The sequence below is a fragment of the Streptomyces sp. NPDC057900 genome (assembly GCF_042887885.1).
Classification (GTDB): domain Bacteria; phylum Actinomycetota; class Actinomycetes; order Streptomycetales; family Streptomycetaceae; genus Streptomyces.
In genome coordinates this window covers 156,643-178,254 of record NZ_JBHVOI010000013.1, presented here as the reverse complement: position 1 = coordinate 178,254, position 21,612 = coordinate 156,643, and the positions used below count along the sequence as shown (strand labels likewise).

The 21,612-nt window shown below is 71.5% G+C and carries 17 protein-coding genes; 5 read left to right on the top strand and 12 right to left on the bottom strand.

Going from position 1 to position 21,612, the window contains the following annotated elements; translation table 11 throughout:
* The first annotated feature begins 92 nt into the window (after positions 1-92).
* Positions 93-764, top strand: coding sequence for a FadR/GntR family transcriptional regulator (locus ACFVQ0_RS32310; protein WP_123468707.1), 672 nt, complete (start codon positions 93-95; stop codon positions 762-764).
* Between the two features lie 95 nt (positions 765-859).
* Here the strand turns inward: ACFVQ0_RS32310 and ACFVQ0_RS32305 are convergent, their stop codons facing one another.
* The 5 genes from ACFVQ0_RS32305 to ACFVQ0_RS32285 all read right to left on the bottom strand — a co-directional run bounded on the left by ACFVQ0_RS32305 (position 860) and on the right by ACFVQ0_RS32285 (position 6,689).
* Positions 860-1,912: an ABC transporter permease gene (locus ACFVQ0_RS32305; protein ID WP_390092745.1), complete on the bottom strand. Its 1,053-nt coding sequence runs from the start codon at positions 1,910-1,912 to the stop codon at positions 860-862.
* Positions 1,909-3,429, bottom strand: coding sequence for a sugar ABC transporter ATP-binding protein (locus ACFVQ0_RS32300; protein ID WP_390092744.1), 1,521 nt, complete (start codon positions 3,427-3,429; stop codon positions 1,909-1,911). The genes ACFVQ0_RS32305 and ACFVQ0_RS32300 overlap by 4 nt, the downstream gene beginning before the upstream one ends.
* Before the next feature lie 2 nt (positions 3,430-3,431).
* On the bottom strand, positions 3,432-4,472 hold the full coding sequence (locus ACFVQ0_RS32295) for a sugar ABC transporter substrate-binding protein (RefSeq protein ID WP_390092743.1): 1,041 nt from the start codon (positions 4,470-4,472) through the stop codon (positions 3,432-3,434).
* A 103-nt stretch (positions 4,473-4,575) separates the two neighbouring features.
* Positions 4,576-5,355, bottom strand: coding sequence for an SDR family NAD(P)-dependent oxidoreductase (locus ACFVQ0_RS32290; protein ID WP_390092742.1), 780 nt, complete (start codon positions 5,353-5,355; stop codon positions 4,576-4,578).
* Entirely contained in the window at positions 5,352-6,689 is a 1,338-nt protein-coding gene (locus tag ACFVQ0_RS32285; RefSeq protein WP_390092741.1) for an L-fuconate dehydratase, read from the bottom strand. The genes ACFVQ0_RS32290 and ACFVQ0_RS32285 overlap by 4 nt, the downstream gene beginning before the upstream one ends.
* Before the next feature lie 258 nt (positions 6,690-6,947).
* Here ACFVQ0_RS32285 and ACFVQ0_RS32280 point away from each other — a divergent pair, with 258 nt between their 5' ends.
* Complete coding sequence (locus ACFVQ0_RS32280; RefSeq protein WP_390092740.1) at positions 6,948-8,057, top strand: PAC2 family protein; 1,110 nt, start codon at positions 6,948-6,950, stop codon at positions 8,055-8,057.
* 86 nt (positions 8,058-8,143) lie between these two features.
* On the opposite strand, the gene ACFVQ0_RS32275 is transcribed toward ACFVQ0_RS32280, so the two are convergent.
* The 5 genes from ACFVQ0_RS32275 to ACFVQ0_RS32255 form a co-directional block, all read right to left on the bottom strand.
* Positions 8,144-11,188, bottom strand: a complete 3,045-nt coding sequence (locus ACFVQ0_RS32275) for an NPCBM/NEW2 domain-containing protein (RefSeq protein ID WP_390092739.1) — start codon at positions 11,186-11,188, stop codon at positions 8,144-8,146.
* A 109-nt stretch (positions 11,189-11,297) separates the two neighbouring features.
* A complete protein-coding gene (mshC, locus tag ACFVQ0_RS32270; protein ID WP_390092738.1) occupies positions 11,298-12,527 on the bottom strand; it encodes a cysteine--1-D-myo-inosityl 2-amino-2-deoxy-alpha-D-glucopyranoside ligase in 1,230 nt (409 codons plus the stop codon).
* A 188-nt stretch (positions 12,528-12,715) separates the two neighbouring features.
* The gene (locus ACFVQ0_RS32265; RefSeq protein WP_390092737.1) at positions 12,716-13,555 is read right to left on the bottom strand and encodes an SCO1664 family protein; all 840 of its coding nucleotides are present in this window, start codon (positions 13,553-13,555) and stop codon (positions 12,716-12,718) included.
* Positions 13,519-14,109 carry a DUF3090 domain-containing protein gene (locus tag ACFVQ0_RS32260; protein WP_123528141.1) on the bottom strand — a complete coding sequence of 197 codons (591 nt, stop codon included), beginning with the start codon at positions 14,107-14,109 and terminating at the stop codon, positions 13,519-13,521. Before ACFVQ0_RS32260 ends, ACFVQ0_RS32265 begins: the two co-directional genes overlap by 37 nt.
* Positions 14,110-14,216: 107 nt before the next feature.
* Positions 14,217-14,927, bottom strand: a complete 711-nt coding sequence (locus ACFVQ0_RS32255; RefSeq protein WP_390092736.1) for a histidine phosphatase family protein — start codon at positions 14,925-14,927, stop codon at positions 14,217-14,219.
* Positions 14,928-14,986: 59 nt separating this feature from the next.
* Here ACFVQ0_RS32255 and corA point away from each other — a divergent pair, with 59 nt between their 5' ends.
* On the top strand, positions 14,987-15,982 hold the full coding sequence (corA, locus tag ACFVQ0_RS32250) for a magnesium/cobalt transporter CorA (RefSeq protein ID WP_390092761.1): 996 nt from the start codon (positions 14,987-14,989) through the stop codon (positions 15,980-15,982).
* A gap of 19 nt (positions 15,983-16,001) precedes the next feature.
* Here corA and ACFVQ0_RS32245 read toward each other — a convergent pair whose 3' ends face one another.
* Both ACFVQ0_RS32245 and ACFVQ0_RS32240 read right to left on the bottom strand, forming a co-directional pair.
* Positions 16,002-16,790, bottom strand: a complete 789-nt coding sequence (locus ACFVQ0_RS32245) for a ferritin-like domain-containing protein (RefSeq protein ID WP_390092735.1) — start codon at positions 16,788-16,790, stop codon at positions 16,002-16,004.
* Positions 16,791-17,216: 426 nt separating this feature from the next.
* Positions 17,217-18,266 (bottom strand): LLM class F420-dependent oxidoreductase, encoded by a 1,050-nt coding sequence (locus ACFVQ0_RS32240; RefSeq protein ID WP_390092734.1) that lies wholly within the window; start codon positions 18,264-18,266, stop codon positions 17,217-17,219.
* Positions 18,267-18,406: 140 nt separating this feature from the next.
* Here ACFVQ0_RS32240 and ACFVQ0_RS32235 point away from each other — a divergent pair, with 140 nt between their 5' ends.
* A complete protein-coding gene (locus ACFVQ0_RS32235; protein WP_390092733.1) occupies positions 18,407-19,390 on the top strand; it encodes an aldo/keto reductase in 984 nt (327 codons plus the stop codon).
* Complete coding sequence (locus tag ACFVQ0_RS32230) at positions 19,387-21,606, top strand: ATP-dependent RecD-like DNA helicase (protein ID WP_390092732.1); 2,220 nt, start codon at positions 19,387-19,389, stop codon at positions 21,604-21,606. Before ACFVQ0_RS32235 ends, ACFVQ0_RS32230 begins: the two co-directional genes overlap by 4 nt.
* The last annotated feature ends 6 nt before the right edge of the window (positions 21,607-21,612 follow it).

Genomic DNA, 21,612 nt, shown 5'->3' with positions numbered 1-21,612 from the left:
GTGGATTCACCGCCCGGGTTGCTCCGAAGGGCTCACCCGCTGTCTCCGGGGACGCATAATGGAGCGATACATCGGATGTCTGGAGGTCGCCCATGGCTGTCACTGACGAGGCCATCGAGAAGATCAAGGGAATGATCGTCTCGGGTGCGCTACGGCCCGGCGATCGTCTCCCCAAGGAGAGCGAACTCGCCGCGGAGCTGGGCCTGTCCCGCAACTCACTGCGGGAGGCGGTGCGCGCCCTGTCGCTCATCCGCATTCTCGACGTGCGCCAGGGCGACGGCACGTACGTCACCAGTCTGGATCCGCAACTGCTGCTGGAGGCGCTGAGCTTCGTGGTGGACTTCCACCGCGACGACACGGTGCTGGAGTTCCTGGCGGTCCGCCGGATCCTGGAACCGGCCGCGACCGCGATGGCGGCGAGCCGGATCACCGAGGAGCAACTGGACCTGCTGAGCTCCCAGCTGGACGCCCTGGGCAGCCGCCCCTCTGTCGAGGAGCTGGTGGCCTGCGATCTGGAGTTCCACCGGGGCATCGTGCAGTCGTCCGGCAACTCGGTGCTCTGCTCACTGCTCGACGGGCTCTCGGGGCCGACGACACGGGCCCGGGTCTGGCGCGGTCTCACCCAGGAGGACGCGGTGAGCCGCACCCTGCATGAGCACCGGGCGATCGTCTCGGCGCTGCGGGACCGCGACGCGGAGGCCGCGCGGTCGTGGGCGACGGTGCATGTGGCGAGCGTGGAGCAGTGGCTGCGGTCGACGCTTTAGGCGGGCGCGGGTTCGGGGCTCCGCCCCGGACCCCGGCCCTCAAACGCCGGACGGGCACATCCAGCCCGTCCGGCGTTTGTGTTACCACTGCTCTCTCAGTCCTGCTTCTCACCGCTCGCGAAGCGGGAGATGACCAGGGCGACGATGATGATCGCGCCGTTGAGGAACTGGTTCCACAGGGCCGGGACGCCGCCGAGGGTCATCACGTTGACCACCAGCTGGAGCGTCAGTACGCCGGTCAGCGCACCGAACAGGGTGCCTCGGCCGCCCTTGAGGCTGATACCGCCGATCACCGCCGCCGCGAACACCTGGAAGATCCAGCCGTTGCCCTGCGTCGCGGCGACCGCGCCGTAGTGGCCGGTGTAGAGGATGCCCGCGAAGGCGGCCAGCAGGCCGCCGATGGCGAGGACGATCCAGGTGACCCGGTCGACCCGGATGCCGGCGGCGCGCGCCGCTTCCGGGTTGCCGCCGATCGCGTACAGCGAGCGTCCGTGGCGCAGCCAGGCCAGCGCCGCGCCGCCGACGGCGAAGAGGAACAGGCAGATCCAGACCGCGGCCGGCGCACCGAGCCAGGAGGTCTTGCCGAGGTAGCGGAAGGACTCCGGGACGTCGGTGATGGACTTGCCCTCGGTGATGCCGATGTGGAGTCCGCGCAGCATGGTCAGCATGCCGAGCGTGGCGATGAAGCCGTTGACCCGGAGCTTCAGCATCAGGAAGCCGTTGATCGCGCCGATGACGAGACCCACCAGCAGGCAGAGCGGAATCGCCATCCAGGTGGGGAGGATTCCCAGCCCGGCGAAGCGGCCGTCGTCGCCGGGCAGCACCAGCCACATGGCGACGACGGGCGCGATGCCGATCGTCGACTCCAGCGACAGGTCCATCCGCCCGCAGATCAGGATCAGGGCCTGGCCCAGCACCAGCAGGCTGAGTTCGGAGGACTGCTGGACGACGCTGATCAGGTTGTCAGAGGTGAGGAAGACCGGCGACACGATGAAGCCGATCACCATCAGCACCAGGATCACCGGCACCAGCGAGAAGTCGCTCCACCGGATCAGCTTGAGCCGGCTCAGCGGGCTGTCGTCCCTGATTCCGCCCTTCGGTCCCGCCTCGATGTCGTCGGCCGTGGACGGCCGTATCGTGCCGGTCATTCCCTTTCCCCCACACCTTCCATGGCGGCGACGAGATCCCCGTCGGTCCACCCGCTTGCGAACGTGGCGACCACTCGCCCGTGGAACAGGGCCAGCACCCGGTCGCAGACCCGTAGATCGTCCAGCTCGTCGGAGACGACGACCGCGGCATTGCCCTCGTCGGCCACCCGCCGGACGACCCCGAGGAGCGAGTCCTTGGACTTGACGTCCACGCCCGCGGTGGGCCGGACCGCCACCAGCACGCTGGGCCTGCGGGCCAGCGCGCGGGCGACGACCACCTTCTGCTGGTTGCCGCCGGAGAGCCCGGCGACGGGCTGCTCGGGGCCCTGGGTCTTGATGTCCAGTGAGTCGATCATGCCCCGGGCGAACTCCCGCGTACGGGAGGGCAGTACGGTCCCCCACGGTCCGAGCTGGTCGGCGACCGTGAGGGTGGCGTTCTCCGCGACGCTGCGCTGCAGGACCAGGCCTTGGTCGTGCCGGTCCTCCGGGATGTAGCCGATCCCGGCGGCCAGCGCGTGCGGCACGCTTCCCGGGCGCACGGTCTCCCCGTGCACCCGGACGGTGCCGCCGCCCTGCTTGCGCATCCCGGCGAGCACCTCGCCCAGTGCGGTGTTGCCGCTGGCCGCGGAGCCGGCCAGGCCGAGCACCTCGCCGGGGCGCACCTGGAGGTCCAGCGGTTCGAACCGGTCCTCCAGGGTGAGCCCCTCGACGCTCAGGACGGGCTCGGCCGCGGCGTCGGGCGGGGTGGTGGCACCGGCCGCGTGCCAGGCGACGGCGCCACCGGACTTCTCGCCCGTCATCGCCGCCACCAGCTCCGTCTTCACCACGTCCGCCACCGGGGCGGTCAGTACGTGCCGGGCGTCGCGGTAGACGGTGACCGCCGTGCAGAGCTCGTACACCTCCTGGAGGTGGTGGGAGATGAAGAGGAACGCCACTCCCTGGCTCTGCAGTTCCCGGAGCTTGTCGAAGAGCCGCCCGATGCCGCGGGCGTCGAGCTGGGCGGTCGGCTCGTCGAGGATGATCAGCCGCGCGCCGAAGGACAGCGCGCGGGCGATCTCGACGAACTGCCGCTGCTCGACGGCGAGATCGCGGGCCCTGGTGTTCGGGTCGACCTGGACGCCGTAGTCGGCCAGGAGCCGCTCCGCGCGCTTGCGCAGCCGCCCCCAGCTGATCCAGCGGGCGTTGTCGTCGAACCGGTTGAGGAAGAGGTTCTCCGCGACGGTCAGGTCGGGGACGACCATGGACTTCTGGTAGACACAGGCGACCTTCGACTGCCAGGCCGTGGTGTCACCGAAGGCGGGCGCGGGCTCCCCGCCGAAGGTGACCGTTCCCGCGTCCGCCTTGTGGAGTCCGGTCAACACGCTGACCAGGGTCGACTTGCCCGCGCCGTTGCGGCCGACGAGCGCGTGCGACTCGCCCGGCTGCACGGTGAGCTTCACGCCGTCGAGCGCCACGGTCGGCCCGAAGCGTTTGACGACGCCTTCCGCCTGTACGGCAGGAGGGGGTGGCTGGTCCATGGCTACTTCTTCTTCTCCAGCTGGTTGGCCCACAGCTTCGGGTCGTCCACGTTGTCCTTGGTCACCAGCGGCGCGGGCAGCTGGTCCTCGAAGCCGTTCGGGATCTTGATGATGGTGGAGTCGTGGTCGGTCGGACCCTCCTTGAAGGTCTTCCCGTCCAGCGCCGCCTTCGCGTAGTACAGCGCGTACTTCGCGTACAGGTCGGCGGGCTGGGAGATCGTCGCGTCGATCTTCCCGGCCTTGATGGCGTCGAACTCCTCCGGGATGCCGTCGTTGGAGATGATGGTGATGTGGCCCGGCGAACCGGCCGGCTTCAGCAGCTTCTTCTGCTCCAGGAGCGCGAGGGTCGGCTGCAGGAAGACGCCGCCGGCCTGCATGTAGATGCCGTTGATGTCGGGGTGCGCGGCCAGCGTCGACTGGAGCTTCGCGGAGGCGACGTCGCCCTTCCAGTCGGTGGCCAGCTCGAACACCTTGATGCCCGGGAAGTCCTTGTCCATGCAGGACTTGAAGGCCTCGGAGCGGTCGCGGCCGTTGATCGAGGACAGGTCGCCCTGGAACTCGACGACCTTGCCCTTGCCCTTCAGCTGCTCACCGAGGTACTTGCAGGCGTTCGTCCCGTACGCCTTGTTGTCGGCGCGGACCACCATGTAGATGTCGCCCTTGTCCGGGCGGGTGTCGACGCTGATGACGGGGATCTTCTTCTCGTTCAGCGTGTTCAGCGACTCGGCTATCGCGCCGGTGTCCTGCGGGGCCATCACCACGGCCTTGGCGCCCTGGTCGGCGAAGGTCTGGACGTTGGCGACCAGCTTGCCGATGTCGTTCTGCGAGTTGGTCAGCGGCAGCGCCTTGACCTCGCCGCCCTTGACCCCCTTCTGGATGTAGTTCTGGTAGGAGTTCCAGAAGTCGCTGTCGCTGCGCGGCAGGTCGATGCCGACCTTTCCGCCACCCGCGCCGTCGTCCGACGATTCGCGGTTGCAGCCCGCGAGGGCAGTGACGGCCAGCAGTACGGCGCAGGCTGCCGCACTCGTCGTACGCACTCTCATTGGTGTCCCGTTCCTTTGTGGAGTACCGGCTCTGAGATCTGTTGGTGCAGGTGGTACGGGGCGGGCGCCCCCGGTGGTTCGGCTCGGGCCGCCCGCCCTGCGGTCAGCTGTCGGCGGGGCGCAGGCGCAGGCCCTGCATTCCGCCGTCGACGGCCAGCGCGGTGCCCGTCACGGAGGCGGCGGCCGGGCTGGCGAGGTACACGATCGCGGCGGCCACCTCGTCGGCGGAGACCAGCCGGCCCAGCGGCTGCCGGGCGTTGAGGGCCGCGCGCTCCGCGTCCGGGTCGCCGGCCTGGCCGAGCAGCCGGCCGATCCACGGGGTGTCCGCGGTGCCGGGGTTGACGCAGTTGACCCGGACGCCCTCGCGGACGTGGTCGGCGGCCATCGCGAGGGTCAGCGAGAGGACCGCGCCCTTGCTCGCGCTGTACAGGGCGCGCTGCGGCAGCCCGGCGGTCGCGGCGATCGAACAGGTCTGGGTGATCGAGACGGCGCCGGGGCGCTCGGCGGCGGCGCGCCGCAGGTGCGGCAGGGCGTGCCGGGCGGTGCGGACCATGCCGAGGACGTTGATGTCCAGGACCCGGGTCCACTCGTCGTCGTCGTTGTCCTCGACGGAGCCGATGGACCCGATGCCCGCGTTCGAGACGAGCGTGTGCAGGGAGCCCAGTTCGGCCGCCGCCCGCTCGACCGCGTCGCGTACGGCCGCGTCGTCGGTCACGTCCGCCTTGACGGCGAGGGTGCCCGCCGGGGCGCCCGCGGTCTCCCGGTCGAGGACGGCCACCCGGGCGCCCCGCTCCAGGAGCATGGTCGCGACGGCGGCCCCGATACCGGAGGCGCCGCCCGTCACCAGAGCGTTCATCCCCTCGAAGTCGCGTGTGCCGGTCATCGGCTGTCCTCCTCAGTGGTGCGGCGGGCCTGCCATACGGGGCCCTCCGGATAACGGTGTGCGGCGATCGACTCGGGCAGCATCCGGGCGGAGAAGCCCGGGGAGGCCGGGGCCCGGTAGCGGCCGGATTCGATCACGGTGGGGTCCGCGAAGTGTTCGTGCAGATGGTCGACGTATTCGATCACCCGGTCCTCCCAAGTCCCGGAGACCGCCACATAGTCGAACATCGAGAGGTGCTGCACCAGCTCGCACAGGCCGACGCCGCCCGCGTGCGGGCAGACCGGTACGCCGTACTTGGCGGCGAGCAGCAGGATCGCCAGGTTCTCGTTGACACCCGCGACCCGTGCGGCGTCGATCTGGACGAAGTCGACCGCGCCGGCCTGGAGCAGCTGCTTGAACACGACCCGGTTGGCGACGTGTTCGCCGGTGGCCACCTTGACCGGCTGCCCGGCGCGCACGGCGGCGTGGCCGAGGATGTCGTCGGGGCTGGTCGGCTCCTCGATCCAGTGCGGGTCGTACGGTGCGAGGGCGTTCATCCACTCGACCGCGTCGGCGACGTCCCAGCGCTGGTTGGCGTCGACCGCGATCCGTACGTCGGCGCCGACGGCCTGCCGGGCGAGTCCGAGCCTGCGGACGTCGTCGGCGAGGTCGCCGCCGACCTTCAGCTTGATCTGGGTGAAGCCGTCCGCGACGGCCTCCTTCGCCAGTCCGACCAGCTTGTCGTCGGAGTAGCCGAGCCAGCCGGGCGAGGTGGTGTAGGCGGGGTATCCCTCGGCGCGCAGCCGCTCGGCCCGCTCGGCCCGGCCCGGTTCCGCGGCGCGCAGGATCGCGAGCGCCTCCTCGGGGGTGAGGGCGTCACTGAGGTAGCGGAAGTCGACGAGGGAGACGAGCTCCTCCGGCGTCATCTCGGCCAGGAACTGCCAGACGGGTCTGTCCGCCCGCTTCGCCGCCAGGTCCCAGGCCGCGTTGACGACCGCGCCGGCCGCCATGTGCATCACGCCCTTCTCGGGCCCCAGCCAGCGCAGTTGGGAATCGTGGGTGAGGTCCCGGTACAACGCGCCCAGGTCTGCCGCGGTGCGGGGCACGGGACGGCCCACGACGTAGGGCCGCAGCGCCTGGATGGCGGCTGCCATCACCTCGTTGCCGCGCCCGATGGTGAAACAGAAGCCATGTCCCTCGATACCGCCACCATCGTTGTCCGCGGCGTCGGTACGCAGTACGACATAGGCAGCCGAGTAGTCGGGATCGGGGTTCATGGCGTCCGAGCCGTCCAGTTGCTCCGAGGTCGGAAAACGGATGTCGTGAACCTCGAAGTCCGTGACGGTCTGACTCATGTGCGCCCCCAGGGGAAATAACATCGGACCTCTGCTCTGGTCATCCGATGTATAGCGCCCCGAAGGGGCCAACGTCCAGGGTTGAGCCGAAATTGCCCCCACACAGCTCGGATGTATGGCAGGCTTGATGCCCTGATTCGACCGGTGATGCACCCCCATGGCCCGGGTTCGCCCCGGCCGTGCGCGGGGGCTGCGGCGGGAGTGGCCGGAAGCCGTAAGGTTGTTCCGTACGCAAGGGAACTTCGGAAGGAGGCCTGGGTGATCGAGCTCGACGGGGTTCCCGAGCTGGTCGACCCGGTCATGGTGGCCGCGTTCGAGGGGTGGAACGACGCGGGTGACGCGGCTTCCACGGCGGTCGCGCACCTGGACCGGGAGTGGAAGGGAGAGGTGTTCGCGGCGCTGGACGCCGAGGACTACTACGACTTCCAGGTCAACCGGCCGACCGTATTCATGGAGGGCGGGGCGCGCAAGATCACGTGGCCGACGACCCGGCTCTCCGTGGTCCGCATCGGCGGGGACAAGCCACGCGATCTCGTCCTGGTCCGGGGCATCGAGCCGTCGATGCGCTGGCGCTCGTTCTGCAACGAGATCCTGGGCTTCGCCCATGAACTGGGCGTCGAGATGGTGGTGGTGCTCGGTGCGCTGCTCGGCGACACCCCGCACACCCGTCCGGTACCGGTCAGCGGTGTGACGTCCGATCCGGATCTGGCGCGGACCATGGACCTGGAGGAGACCAAGTACGAGGGACCGACCGGCATCGTCGGCATCCTCCAGGAGGCGTGCACCCACGCGGGCGTGCCCGCGGTGAGCCTCTGGGCGGCGGTGCCGCACTACGTGTCGCAGCCGCCCAACCCGAAGGCCACCCTGGCACTGCTGAACCGGCTGGAGGATCTCCTCGGGCTGCGCATCCCGCTGGGCGAACTGGCGGAGGACGCGCGCGCCTGGCAGCTCGGGGTGGACCAACTGGCCGCGGAGGACAGCGAGGTGGCCGAGTACGTGCAGACGCTGGAGGAGGCCCGCGACACCGCGGAGCTTCCCGAGGCGAGCGGTGAGGCCATCGCTCGGGAGTTCGAGCGCTATCTGCGGCGCCGGGACCCGGGTCCGGTCGCCGGGCCCGGCGGGCACGCGACGGAGAGCGGCGACAGTTCGTACCTGCGCGACACGTCGAGCGGCCGGACCAGGCCGCCGAAGCCGACCCGGCCGGACACCGGTCCAGGCCAGGTGAGCGGGCCCGGAAGCGGTCCCTCGCGCGGCACGGGTCCGGGTTCCGGTTCGGCCCCGACGCCGGACGAGACACCGAAGGACACCCCTGAAGTTCCGGGGGACACTTCGGGAGACGAAGCGCCGGGCGATTCATCGGAGGATTAGTCGGAGGACTGATCCGACAGCCGAGCCGGACAGCCGGGAGCCGGGCGGGTGAACACCCGCCCGGCTCCCTTTTCCGCTGCTGATACTCAGGAGCAGGTGAAGCGCGCCGCGGCCCAGTCGCCGTGGTCGCCGGTCTTGGACCCGTTGGTGTCCGTGACCTTCAGCCGCACATGACGCGCACCGTCCAGCGGTACGTCGACCGGTACGGTCGCCGACGCGCCGGTCACCTTCGGCGAGGTCCAGAGCACCTTGCCGTCGGCCTCGACGGAGAACGCCACCTCGCCGTATCCGTCGATCTCGTCATCGATCCCGGCGTCCGCGGTGAACTTCGAGCACTGTCCGCCGGTGTAGAACTCGATGTCGGAATCGGCGTGGGTGCCGATCCCCTTCTCGTACGTCTTCCCGGCCAGCGTGAGCGTCTTGCCGTCCTGCGCGCCCGACTCGCCGTTGCTGCGGTCGCGCTCCGCCGGACCGTAGCCGTTGGCCGAACTCAGCCACTCCAGATCGCTCGCCCACGCCTCACCGGTGGGCGGCGGCGGCATCACGGAGGCGGCGATCCGCTGGACCGCCGTACGGGATTCGCCCGCGGAGCGGTAGCGGGCCAGCGCGGTGATCCGCGCCTCGCCCACGGTGGCGTCCTTCGCCGGGGTCACCGACACCTCGACCCGCCGGGTGGTGCCCGCCGGGATCCGGCGCACGGTGGCTGCCGGGGTGGCCTTCCAGCCCTTGGGGACGTCCAGCGAGACAGCGGCGTCCGTGACGTCGCTCCGGCCCGCGGTGACATCGACGGAGACGGTGGCCGGGGCGCCCGCGCCGATCTCCTGGCCCCGGGGTGCGGAGACGGCGGCCGTGGCCGCCGCGTTCCGTCCGCCGACCGCGCTGGTGTTCTCCAGCTTCACGGAGAACTTCTTGCCCGTGGACAGCGGTGCGGTCTTGATCTTCACGACGCCGCCCCGGTCGTCGCGGTCGTACCACCAGCCCTGCTCGGCCTTCGCGTAGGCGGCGGCAGAGCCCAGCCGGGGCAGCTTGCCGGTGAGCTTCACCGCGCTCGGCTCAGAGCCCGTGTGCACACTGAACTCGTACGGGCGGCTGCTCTGCTTGCCGGTGAACTTCCCCTTGCTCTCGCCGATGTTCACGGTGATGTCGCCCGCGCCCTTCGCCGGAGCGCGGACGTCGGCCGTCTGGGTCGCGTACGCGCCGTCGCGGTGCTCGCGGGTCACGCCGTCGTCCTCGTACAGCGTGAACGAGGACCTGCCCTGCGGGTAGATGTCCCAGGCGAGCGGGGAGCCGGCCGTGCGGTCCTTGTAGGAGCGGATGCCCGGCCACATCGGCACGCTGGCGCCACCCTTGACGAACAGCGGCAGGGTGTCGAGCGGGGCGCTGTAGTCGTCGACGGTCGTCGGTCCCTGGTAGGTCCGCCCGGTCCAGTAGTCGGTCCAGGTGCCCTTCGGCAGGTAGATGCCGTCGCGCTCGGTGCTGTCCTGGTAGACCGGGGCGACGAGGAAGTCCTCGCCGGACATGAACTCGTACTTCGCCGCGTCCGTCGCCGCCTTCGGGTCGTCCGGGTACTCCAGCACCAGCGGGCGGACCATGCCGACGCCGGTCTTCGTCGCCTCGTGCGCGTAGGAGTACTGGTAGGGCAGCAGCGACTCCTTGAGCTTCAGGTAGTCGCGGTTGATGGAGGTGTACGGCTCGCCGTAGCGGAAGGGCTGCTTGTCGCTGGCCGCCCAGCCGTCCATGGTCATGGTGGTCCCCAGGAACATCTTCCACTGGAGGTCACGGGTGTACGTCTTGGCGCTGCCGCCGAAGATGCCGTCGACGTCGCCCGTGGTGTAGGCGAGGCCGGACATCGTGGCGCCCGCGTAGGTGGGGATCTGCCAGCGGATGTAGTCCCAGGTGCCGGACTGGTCGCCGGACCACTGGACTCCGCAGCGCTGGGCGCCCGCCCAGCTCTCGGGGGCGTAGGTGAAGCCGCGGGCGTCGCTGTTGTCCTCGATGCCCTTGTAGGCGTCCTTGCAGCCGTCCAGGGCGAACTTGTAGCCGTCACCGACCCAGGCCACGTCCAGCTTGGCGACGCGCTGACCCGCCTTGACCTGGTCACCGAGCTTGTCGATGCCGTCCTCGGTCCACAGTCCGAGCTCCATGTCGCGGTCCTGGAGGCCCTTGGCGGTCTCCGCGAGGTCCTCGTAGCCGCAGCCGTAGCCGTCGTTGACGAGCATCCAGCCGTTCGGCATGTCGTTCTCGACGTAGCCGTCGGCGACCTTCAGCGAGTCCTTGGTGCGGCGCTCGCCCCGGTTGGCGTTGTGCAGGTAGCAGTCGGAGTCGCCGATCTCCATGCCGTAGACCGGCGGCAGGAACGGCTTTCCGGTGAGCTTGGTGTACTGGCCTATGACGTCCTTGGCGTCGCCCGCGAAGTAGTAGGCGTCGAAGCGCTGTTCCTGGGCGCTGGTGGCCACCGGGTCGTTGAAGGCGTAGGTGTTCGGCGCGAAGGTGTTGCGGAACACGCCGTAGCCGGCCGAGGAGAGGTAGAAGGGCACGGAGTTGGGGTGCCCGCCGTCGTCCCAGTTGTAGTCGACGCCGACCTCGACGGTCTGGCCCCGGTGCGAGGTGTTGCCCCGGCCGTTCTGCATACCGGCGCCGTAGAACTGCTCGTCGCCGCCGCGCGCGAGGGTCTGGGTGGTCTTCTCGCCGTCCCAGCTGAGCCCCTTCGCCTCCGACCACACCTTGGTGCCGTCGGCCCGGTACAGGGCGAATCGCAGGGGCGACTTGTAGGCACGCAGCGTGACATCGCCGGTGGAGAGGTCGTAACGGTCGCTCCGCTCCTTCCAGTGGGTGCGGGGCGGGGTCCCCTGGGGCAGCACGATGGCGTCGCCCGCCGGGTCGGTGAACGTGCCGTCCGGGGCCAGTTCGATCCGGAAGGTCTCGTCGGACACGAAGCTGACACGGGCCTGTGCGGTGCCCGCTCGCAGGTGGTAGACGGGTCCGTCGGCCGAGAAGCCGGTGAGATCGCCGACCGTCGACTCGGTGGGGGCGGCCGGATCCGCGTGGGCACCGCCCGGTCCCGAGACGACGGCGAACAGTCCCAGCAGCGCTGCAACTACTGCCGTTCTGATGCGTGTTGATGATTGCATAGAGCGCTTTTAGCGCAGCACCGAGCATTTGACCATGGACAAAACGGAACCGGCCCCGAACTTCATCAAGAAGTTCGGGGCCGGTGAACGGACGTAACGCGGCGGGCAGTTACAGCGCGACACCGAGCAGCGCGTCGACGGTGCGCGAGACAAGTCCCGGCGCCCCCTCGTCCGGGCCGCCCGCGGCGCTCTGCCGCTCGGCCCAGCGGTCCACGGCGGCCAGCGCCGTCGGGGTGTCCAGATCGTCGGCGAGGGCCTCGCGGACCTCCTCGACCAACGCGTCGGCGGCCAGCCCGTCGGGCCGCGAGACGGCGGCGCGCCAGCGGGCGAGCCGGTCCACCGCGTCCGCGAGGACCTGGTCGGTCCACTCCCAGTCCGAGCGGTAGTGGTGCGAGAGCAGGGCCAGGCGGATCGCCGCCGGGTCCACGCCGTCGCGGCGCAGCGCCGAGACGAAGACCAGGTTCCCCTTGGACTTGGACATCTTCTCGCCGTCCAGGCCGACCATTCCGGCATGCACGTACGCCTGGGCGAACGGGTGCTCGCCGGTCAGCACCTGGGCGTGCGAGGCGCCCATCTCGTGGTGCGGGAAGGCGAGGTCGGAGCCGCCTCCCTGGACGTCGAAGCCCATGCCGAGGTGGTCCAGGGCGATGGCGACGCACTCGATGTGCCAGCCGGGGCGGCCGGCGCCGAGGGAGCCGCCGTCCCAGCTCGGCTCGCCCTCGCGGGCGGCCATCCAGAGCATCGGGTCGAGGGGGTTCTTCTTGCCAGGACGCTCCGGGTCCCCGCCGCGCTCGGCGGAGAGCAGCCGCATCGCCTCCGCGTCCAGGTTGGAGACCTGGCCGAAGTGCGGGTCGGTGTCGACGGAGAAGTACACATCGCCGTCGAGGTCGTAGGCGGCGCCCGCGTCCCGGAGGCGTTCGACGAGCGGCACGATGCCGGGTATCGCCTCGACGGCTCCGATGTAGTGCTGCGGCGGGAGCATGCGCAGGGCGGTCATGTCCTCACGGAACAGGGCCGTCTCGCGCTCGGCGAGCTCGGTCCAGTCCTGACCGTCGCGCACGGCCCGCTCCAGCAGCGGGTCGTCCACGTCCGTCACGTTCTGGACATAGTGAACCTGCCGCTTGGTGTCGAGCCACACGCGCTGGACGAGGTCGAACGCGTTGTAGGTCGCCGCATGACCCATATGGGTCGCGTCGTACGGCGTGATGCCGCAGACATAGATGCGGGCGACGGGACCGGGGTCAAGGGTGATCCGTCCGCCGGTCGCGGTGTCGTGGATCCGAAGGTCGCGGCCCTTGCCAGGAAGGGCGGGGACCTCAGAAGCGGGCCAGGCATGCATGCGACGAGCGTAACCGGACGCGCCTTCCGGATACGAACCGGAGGGGCAATCCTGTCCGAAGAGGCACTCTTGCGCCCGGCCCCGGAGAGTGCGTCACGCCCCCGGCAGCGGACGCCGGACCCGTACCCGGGCGGGTGCGGGCCGGACGGCCGGACCGGGGCCGCCCGCGGCCGCCCGCCGGGCCCCGCCTACACGGGCGGCCACGGAATGGCCGGCCAGCCCCCGCTCGGCTCCCGGTGCAGCCCGGTGGACCGCAGCCCCGCCACGCGGGCCCGCAGCGCCTCGATCTCGGCCGCGGTGATGAGTTCCTCCAGCCGGGTGACCAGGGCCGCCCCCGGCTCCAGCTCCGCGGCCAGCCGGTCCAGTACCTCGACCGCCTCCGCGGGCAGCGGCTCGCCCGCCCAGCCCCAGAGCAGGGTGCGCAGCTTGTCCTCGGCGTTGAAGGTCACACCGTGGTCGATGCCGTACAGCCGGCCGTCGGGTGCGGGCAGCAGGTGCCCGCCCTTGCGGTCGCCGTTGTTGATCACCGCGTCGAGGACCGCGAGCCGCCTCAGCCGGGGGTCGTCGGCGTGCACCAGCAGCGCGGTCTTCCCCTCCCCCACCTCGGCGAGGGCCACGGCCTTCCAGCCCTCGCCCGGCTCCTCGTCCTCGACGAGCGCGAGCAGTCCCGGATCGTCCTCGCCCTGCGGCGCCGCCTCGATCCACAGCTGGCACATGCCCTGGCCGTACGGACCGTCCCGCAGCACGGTCGGGGGCACCAGGCCCCACCCGGTCGCCTCGGAGACCTCGTAGGCGGCCACCTCGCGCTGGGCGAGCGTGCCGTCGGGGAAGTCCCAGAGCGGCTGCTCACCGGCGACCGGCTTGTACACGCAGTGCGCTTCCTCGCCCTCGTGGGCGACCGAGCAGTACAGCACCGCGTTGGACGCGCCGCGGACCTGTCCGAGGACGGTGAGCTCGCCCTTGCCGAGCAGGGTGATCCGCCCGGCGTCGGTCAGGCCCCGCGGCGGTATCCGTTCTGGCGCGGGCATACGTGTCCTTCCGGATCGAGCGGGAGGCTGCACAGCGGGCACGGCGGGCGGCCGGCGTTCACGACGTCCAGGGCGCGTTTGGCGAAGGCGCGGGCCTGGGCGCCGCTGAGCCGGACCCGGAGCATCGGCGGGCCGTTCTCCTCGTCCTGGAGCAGCCGCTCCTCGGCCTCCGCGAGATCCTCGACGGATTCCGCGTCGAGCTCGACCAGGGCCTGCGCCTCGACGATCATGCGCTGTTCCTCGCCGTCCCAGGCGAGGGCCATCGTGCCGACCCGGAACTCCTCCTCGACGGGGACGTCGAGCGGAGCGGTGTCGGTGACGTCCATCGGGGCCACGGCCGGCACCGGGGAGTTGCCCCCGGTGCGGCGGACCACTTCGTCGAGCAGTTCGTCCACCCGCTCTGCGAGGGCGGCGACTTGGGTCTTCTCCAGGGCCACGCTGGTGACACGTCCGCCTGAGGATGCCTGCAGGAAGAACGTACGACGTCCAGGCAGCCCGACCGTACCGGCCACGAAACGGTCCGGGGGGTCGTAGAGGAACACCTGACGGGACACGTCCTGTCTCCCTTGTGATTTGACGCGGATGGGGGGCGGCCGGGGGCCCGGGAGAGAGTCCTCCCGGAACGGGGCCTACGGCGCGTCCACCCTACTGCGCGGAGCGATCACGGCGCCCCAGCGCCGCCCCCGACCGCGGCATCGGCCTCCGTACCGGCGGCCTTCGCCTCGTCGGGGGACGGTTCGCGCGGGGCCAGCGGGGCGAGATCGCCGGTGTCGCCGAGCCTCAGCAGGAAGGGCCGCAGCCTGGTGTAACGGATCGCGGTGACCGAGCACGGGTCCGCGTGGATCCGCTGGAAGAGGTCCAGGTGCATGCCGAGCGCGTCGGCCACCAGGGATTTGATGATGTCCCCGTGCGAGCACATCACGTAGACGGCGTTCTCACCGTGCTCCGCCTCGATCCGCGCGTTCCACTCCCGGACCGCGTCGACGGCGCGTGCCTGCATCGCCCGCATGGACTCGCCGCCGGGGAAGGCCGCGGCCGACGGGTGCTGCTGCACGACCGTCATCAGCGGCTCGTCGGTGAGCTCGGCGAGCTTGCGGCCCGACCAGTCGCCGTAGTCGCACTCGCTGATGCGCTCCTCGGTGTGCAGCGGCAGTTCCGGCCGCGCGTCGAGCAGGGGGCGCAGCGTCTCGCGGCAGCGCTGCAGGGGGCTGCTGACGGCCGCGACGAGCGGCAGCGCGGCCAGCCGTGCGGGGAGCGCCGCGGCCTGCTCCGTGCCGCGCTCGTCGAGCGCGACGCCGGGGGTCCGGCCCGCGAGCACCCCGGCCGTGTTGGCGGTGGAGCGTCCGTGGCGTACGAGGATCAGGGTGGGCATACCGGCCAGCGTAGGCCGCCGTCCGGGCAAAGGTGCGCCCGGGACCTGGGCAGGGCACAATACGCGCCGTGATTGTGGACTGCGCCATCTACCGGGACGGGCGCCGCACCGACGGCCCCGCCGACTTCTCCGACGCCCTCGATGAGGCCCGGTCCACCGGTGACGCGTTCTTGTGGATCGGTCTGCACGAGCCGACGGAGAAGGAGTTCGAGCTGGTCAGCAGCGAGTTCGGGCTGCACCCGCTGGCGGTGGAGGACGCGCTGGCCGCGCACCAGCGGCCGAAGCTGGAGGTGTACGACGACTCGCTGTTCGCCGTCATCAAGCCGGTCGTGTACGACCACGAGAGCGACACGGTCAGCGCGGACGAACTGATGGTGTTCATAGGCGACTCGTTCGTCGTCACGGTCCGGCACGGCGAGGGTGCTCCGCTGGCCGCGGTGCGCCGCCGGCTGGAGGCCGAGACCGATGTGCTCAAGCACGGGCCCACCGCGGTGCTGTACGCCATCAGCGACGCGATCGTGGACCACTACATCGATGTCGCGGGTGAGCTCCAGGTCGACCTGGAGGAGCTGGAGACCGAGGTCTTCGCCCCGGCCGCGACCGGCGACTCGAAGAACACCGCGGCGCGCATCTACACGTTCAAGCGCCAGGTGCTGGAGTTCCGCCGGGCGACCGTCCCGCTGGGCGCCCCGCTGGCCCGGCTGGCGAGCGCGGGGGTGCCCTTCGTCCATGAACAGTCGCAGCCGTTCTTCCGGGACGTCCAGGACCATCTGACGCGCGCCAACGAGCAGGTGGAGGGCCTGGACCGGCTGCTCTCCGACATCCTGTCCGCGCATCTCGCGCAGATGGGGGTGCGGCAGAACGACGACATGCGCAAGATCTCGGCCTGGGCGGCGATGGCGGCGGTGCCGACCATGGTCGCGGGGATCTACGGCATGAACTTCGACCACATGCCGGAGCTGAAGTGGGTGTGGGCCTACCCGGCGGTGATCCTGCTGATGGCGGGCGTGGTCCTCGGTCTGTACCGCCAGTTCAAGCGGCGCGGCTGGCTCTGAGAGAGCCGGGGCTCCGCGCTCAGCCGTACTCGGGCGCCGGGACGGCCGGGCCGCCCAGCGCGTCGCGCCGTTCCGGCGGCGCCAGGCTGACCATGCGCCGCCAGCCCAGCAGGCGCTCGTAGGCGTAGACGGCGTGGATTCCCGCCGCCAGGAGCGCGGCCTTGGCTCTCGGCCAGCCCAGGATGCGGCCCATGTGGTCCATCACGGCGAGGCTGACGTCGCGGTAGACCCGGATCTCTCCGAGCGCGCACTCGCGCAGGATGCTCTGGATCGTGCGGCCGTGTCCGGACCGGGCGAAGCGGAGCAGTTCCTCGTGGCAGTACGCCAGGTGGTTGTCCTCGTCGTTCGAGATCATCCTGACCGCGCGGCCCAGCTCCGGGTGGTCCGCGAAGTACTTCCGCAGCAGCCGCATCTGCTCGGAGGCGCGCTGCTCCGTGACCCGGCTGTGGGCGAGGTAGGTGATGATGTCGCGCTCCGCGAGCGGCTCCTCGCGCCCGAGCTGCTCATGGGCGAGGCCGATGCCGTACTGCTCCAGCAGCATCGTGTAGTCGGTCTCGTGGGGGACCTCGACGGGCGTCAGACCGCGCTTGTGCAGGAGGGCGTTGAAGATCCGACCGTGCTTGTCCTCGTCGGCTCCGTGCCGGGCGATCTTGGGGGCCAGGGCGCGCTGGCTCGCGGGGACGAGAGCCGCGATGCGGCCGTTCTCCCAGCCTCCCTGGGACTCCCCGCCGGCGGCGATGGAGCAGAACAGCCGGAACGACTCGTCGTCGTCGAGAATCTCCTGGAACAGGTTCTTTGCCGAGAGCATCACTGCCACCTCCGTACCGGCGTCCGCCGAGCGACAGTCAAATGCGCCCGGCCCCGACGGGCAACAGGAAGGCCCCAGGACTGCGCCGAACGTGGGCCCGGTGGCGGGTCCGCCACCGCTCCGGCGAACCGTTTCCGCACAGGCCCCGTAACCCAACCGCCCCGGCCGCGTTGTTCCGCGTGACGGCCGTGGCGGGGAGCCCCCGAGCCCCCACCACGGCCGTAGTGCTGCCCGGCGACGGGACAGGCCCCTAGGGCGTGTTTCGAAAGTCCCGTCTGCCCGGCGGCGCCTGGCACGCACGCTCGCGGCGTTGCGAAAATGCCCTAGTAGCTCCGCTACGAGACCATTTCCGCGCCTTGCGATCGCACGCACCAGGCGCCGCCGGGCCCGCCCTTCGGGCGGACGACGCTACTTTCGAAACACGCCCTAGGCGAGTCCGGCGCGCTCCAGCGCGTCCGTGCCGGCGCGCAGCGCGGCGATCCGCTCGTCGAGCGTGAAGCCGGCCGGGGCCAGGGTCAGGGTGGTGACGCCCGCGGCCGCGTAGGCCTGCATCCGGTCGGAGATCCGTTCCACCGGGCCGAGCAGCGTCGTCTGGTCGATCAGCTGGTGCGGAACGGCGGTGGCGGCACCGCTCTTGTCGCCGGACAGGTACTTCTCCTGGATCTCGGCGGCTTCCTTCTCGTACCCCATGCGCTGGGCGAGCTGGTTGTAGAAGTTCTGCTTGGGGCTGCCCATGCCGCCGACGTACAGCGCGGTGTACGGCCGGAACATGTCGGCGAGGCCGTTGACGTCGTCGCCGACCGCGAGCGGCAGGGTCGGGCAGACGTCGAAGCCCTCCATGGTCTTGCCGGCCTTCTCCCGGCCGGCCCGCAGGTGCCTGATCGCGGTGTCCTCCAGGTGCTCCGCGGAGGGGAAGATCAGCAGGGCCCCGTCACCGATCTCGCCGGTCTGCTCCAGGTTCTTCGGGCCGATCGCGGCGATGTACACCGGGATGTGCTCGCGCTCGGGGTGGATGGTCAGCTTGATCGGCTTGCCCGGCCCGTCCGGCAGCGGGAGCGTCCAGTGCTGTCCCTCGTACGAGAGCCGTTCGCGGGACATCGCCTTGCGGACGATCTCGACGTACTCGCGGGTGCGGGCCAGCGGCTTGTCGAACTTGACGCCGTACCAGCCCTCCGAGACCTGCGGCCCCGACACCCCGAGGCCGAGCCGGAAGCGGCCGCCGGAGAGCGAGTCGAGGGTGGCGGCCGTCATCGCCGTCATGGCGGGCTGGCGGGCCGGGATCTGCATGATCGCGGAGCCGATGTCGATGGACTCGGTCTGCGCGGCCACCCAGCTCAGCACGGTCGGGGCGTCGGAGCCGTAGGCCTCGGCCGCCCAGCAGACGTCGTAGCCGAGCCGGTCGGCCTCCTGCGCGACGGCGAGGTTGTCCCCGTCCATACCCGCGCCCCAGTAACCGAGATTGATGCCGAGCCGCATAGCCGCTCCCCTTACTGATCAGTAACGTCTCTGTGCTCCGGACTCTAGCGCGCGGGAACACGATCCGGCAGGGGTGACCGGGGCCCCGGTTGTCCACAGCCCTGACGGATGCGGAGCCGTGGCCAGTAATCTCAGCGCCCATGGAGCAGAGGCATCTCGGCCGCACCGGCCTTCGCGTGTCCAGGATCGGGCTCGGCACCCTCACCTGGGGCCGGGACACCGACGAGCACGACGCTGCCGAGCAGCTGAAGGCCTTCTGGGAGGTGGGCGGCACCCTGGTCGACACGGCGGACGTGTACGGCGGCGGCGAGTCCGAGTACCTGCTCGGGCGCCTCGTCGAAGGGCTGGTGCCGAGGCGCGATCTGGTCATCGCCACCAAGGCCGGCAGCGTGCCGGACCCGTACCGCAGGTTCGACGGTTCGCGCGGGCATCTGCTGGCCGCCCTCGACGCCTCGCTGGCCCGGCTCGGCACGGACTACGTGGATCTGTGGCAGGTGCACGCCTTCGACCCGGTGACGCCGCTGGACGAGACACTCCAGGCGCTGGACCTGGCGGTGTCCAGCGGGCGTGCCCGCTACGCGGGAGTGTCGAACTTCTGCGGCTGGCAGCTGGCCAAGGCCGCGACCTGGCAGCTCGCCTCGCCCGGTCTGCGGACCCGGCTGGCCAGTACGCAGATGGAGTACTCGCTGCTGCAACGGGGCGTGGAGCGCGAGGTGTTGCCGGCGGCGCTGGACCTCGGAGTGGGGCTGCTGCCGTCCTCGCCGCTGGGCCGGGGCGTGCTGACCGCCAAGTACCGCACCGGCACTCCGGCGGACTCGCGAGGCGCCTCCGAGCTGCTGGCCCCGTTCGTGGAGCCGTATCTCGACGACCCGGCGAGCCGCATCGTGGACGCCGTGGCGACCGCGGCCGACGGGCTCGCCACGACGCCGCTGCAGGTGGCGCTCGCCTGGGTACGGGACCGGCCGGGCGTGGTCGCCCCGATCGTCGGCGCGCGCAACGCGCACCAGCTCACGGAGGCTTTGTCGGTGGAGGCGCTTAGTCTTCCTGACGAGATCTGCCGCGCGCTCGACGATGTGTCGGCGCCCGTGCACCGCTATCCCGACCAGGACTGGAGCACGCTGTGACTGCGCTTCCCCGGGGGGAAACCCCCGGCTCCCCGGCCACCGACGACGAAAGCGTCGTCGCGGACGCCTCCGAGCCCTCCCCCGCCGAGGAGGCCACCGACGCCGAGGAAGCGACCGAGGAGGCCGCCGCCGGGACCGACGAAGCCACCGAAGGGGCGGCTGACGACGCGAGCGCCGACGGCGACACCGCCGCCGCCCCGGTCCTCTCCGAGGCGGAGGCGGAGCTGGCGGCCCAGCGCGAGCTGCTGGAGCGGATCGAGAAGCGCAAGGCCGAGAAGGACGGGCCCATCCCCGCCGGTACGAAGCTGAGCGGACCGGCCGCCGACCTGCTGGCGGCCGTACGCGCCGTGGAGAGCGGCGAGAAGCCGGGAGCCGCGTTCTTCGACGCCCCCGCCCCCGCCGCCCCCCGCCGGCCCGCTCCCGCCCCGGTCCGGGAGCGGGCCCCCGAGCCCGCCGGCGCGGACCGTGGCGCCGCCCCGGAGACGGTCGCCGCCGTGGCCGCCGTGCTGGCCGCCGGCGGCGCCCCGGAGAGCCTGGCCGCCCCGGCCGCCGCCACGCTCGGCGCACACGCGGACGACGTTCTGCGCGAGGACCCCTGGCAGCTGCTCGCCCTGCCCGGCGTCGGCCCGGAGCAGGCCGACGGCTTCGCACGGGCGCTGCTGGGCGCGGAGTGCGGCCCGGACGACGAGCGGCGCACCGACGCCCTGATCGGCTGGCTGCTGGAGCGCGCGGCGCTGCGGGGCCACACCGCGCTGGACTCCACGGAGGTGCGGGCCGCGCTCACCGGGCGGGCGGTGAGCGACCCGGACGCGGCCGTGGAGCACGCCGTAGCCGAGGGCGTCGTCCTGGTCTTCCAGGACGGCCCGGAGGACGGGACGCAGGAAGGGGCGGAGGAGGCGCCGGAAGCCGCCGACGCGCCCGCGGAGGACCTGGAAGCGGGCCCGCAGGAGCCGGTGCGGGTGTTCCTGGGCCTCGACCGCTACGCCCTGGCGGAGGAGAGCCTCGCGGACGGGCTGGCCCGGCTGGCGAACGCGGTCGAGAAGGACGCCGACTGGTCCGGGGCCGCCGAGTCGGCGCCCTCCCCCTCGGCCGCCGAGCTGATCCGTACCGCAGCGGCCCACGGGCTCGTCGCGCACACCGGCGGCGAGGCCGCGAGGGCCGAGCCCGCCGCGCTGATCGCCGCGGCGAGCGGCCTGGGCCTGCGGGCCCTGGGCGCCACCCACAGCGCGGACGGCGCACGGCGGCTGGCCGAGGCAGTGGGCGACCCCTCCGCGGCCGTCACGCTGGCCGGGCTGCTCTCCGGTGCACAGGGCCCTGGACGGGACGAGGAGGGGGCCCTCGCCGTCGATCTGCTCGTCGTGCTGGACGCCCCGCAGGTCGACGTCGAGACCGGCGCGATGCTGGTGGAGGCTCTCGCGGACGGGACCCGGCTGGTGCTCAGCGGCGATCCGGGCGTGCTGGGCTCAGCGGGTGCGGGCCGGGTGTTCGCCGATGTGCTCGCCGCTCGCGCGTGCCCGCAGGTCGTCTCCCGTACGCCGGATCCGGGCCCGATCGGGGAGCTGGTCTCCGGCATCGGCATCGGGGAGCTGAACCAGGTGGCGGCGCCGGGCCGGGAGGTGGTGATCGTGCCCGTGCGTGACGCGGGCGAGGCGGTGCACCGCACGGTGCAGCTGGTGGCCGACTCGGTGCCGCGCGTCATCGGCGTCCCGTCGTCCGAGACCCAGGTGATCACCGTGGGCCACGGCGGCTCCGCGGGCACCCGGGCGCTGAACGAGGCGCTCAAGCAGCGGCTCAACCCCGGACCGGGCCGGTTCGGCGGCTTCGATCCCGGCGACCGGATCGCCCATGTCCCCGCACCGGGCAGAACGGTGCCCGGCGTGGTCGTCTCGGCCGACGCGGAGGGCCTGCGCCTGGACTGTGCGGGGACCCCGGTCGTCGTGCCGCAGGAGCGGGTGGAGGCGTCCGTGCGCCATGCCTGGGCGCTCAGCGCCCATCAGGCGGCCGGTATGCGGTGGCCCGCCGTCGTCGTCGTACTGCCGGGTGACGCCGCGCAGGGGCTCAGCCGCGCCTGGGTCTACACCGCCTTCGGGCGGGGCGAGCGGCACCTGTCCGTGGTGCACGGGGTGGATCAGGCGCTGCCGCGCGCGGTCGCCCAGTCCCCCGCGCAGGACCGCACCACCCGGCTGCGCACCCTGCTGGAGGCATCCGAGGGGTGAGACCCG

Bases quoted from the DNA above. Each gene is read 5' to 3' on its own strand.
- ACFVQ0_RS32290 (WP_390092742.1), bottom strand. From the start codon at position 5,355: ATGACCGGCACACGCGACTTCGAGGGGATGAACGCTCTGGTGACGGGC.
- ACFVQ0_RS32240 (WP_390092734.1), bottom strand. From the start codon at position 18,266: ATGCGGCTCGGCATCAATCTCGGTTACTGGGGCGCGGGTATGGACGGG.
- mshC (WP_390092738.1), bottom strand. From the start codon at position 12,527: ATGCATGCCTGGCCCGCTTCTGAGGTCCCCGCCCTTCCTGGCAAGGGC.
- ACFVQ0_RS32285 (WP_390092741.1), bottom strand. From the start codon at position 6,689: ATGAGTCAGACCGTCACGGACTTCGAGGTTCACGACATCCGTTTTCCG.
- ACFVQ0_RS32310 (WP_123468707.1), top strand. From the start codon at position 93: ATGGCTGTCACTGACGAGGCCATCGAGAAGATCAAGGGAATGATCGTC.
- ACFVQ0_RS32265 (WP_390092737.1), bottom strand. From the start codon at position 13,555: ATGCCCGCGCCAGAACGGATACCGCCGCGGGGCCTGACCGACGCCGGG.
- ACFVQ0_RS32245 (WP_390092735.1), bottom strand. From the start codon at position 16,790: ATGCTCTCGGCAAAGAACCTGTTCCAGGAGATTCTCGACGACGACGAG.
- ACFVQ0_RS32235 (WP_390092733.1), top strand. From the start codon at position 18,407: ATGGAGCAGAGGCATCTCGGCCGCACCGGCCTTCGCGTGTCCAGGATC.
- ACFVQ0_RS32295 (WP_390092743.1), bottom strand. From the start codon at position 4,472: ATGAGAGTGCGTACGACGAGTGCGGCAGCCTGCGCCGTACTGCTGGCC.
- ACFVQ0_RS32255 (WP_390092736.1), bottom strand. From the start codon at position 14,927: ATGCCCACCCTGATCCTCGTACGCCACGGACGCTCCACCGCCAACACG.
- ACFVQ0_RS32305 (WP_390092745.1), bottom strand. From the start codon at position 1,912: ATGACCGGCACGATACGGCCGTCCACGGCCGACGACATCGAGGCGGGA.
- ACFVQ0_RS32275 (WP_390092739.1), bottom strand. From the start codon at position 11,188: ATGCAATCATCAACACGCATCAGAACGGCAGTAGTTGCAGCGCTGCTG.
- ACFVQ0_RS32300 (WP_390092744.1), bottom strand. From the start codon at position 3,429: ATGGACCAGCCACCCCCTCCTGCCGTACAGGCGGAAGGCGTCGTCAAA.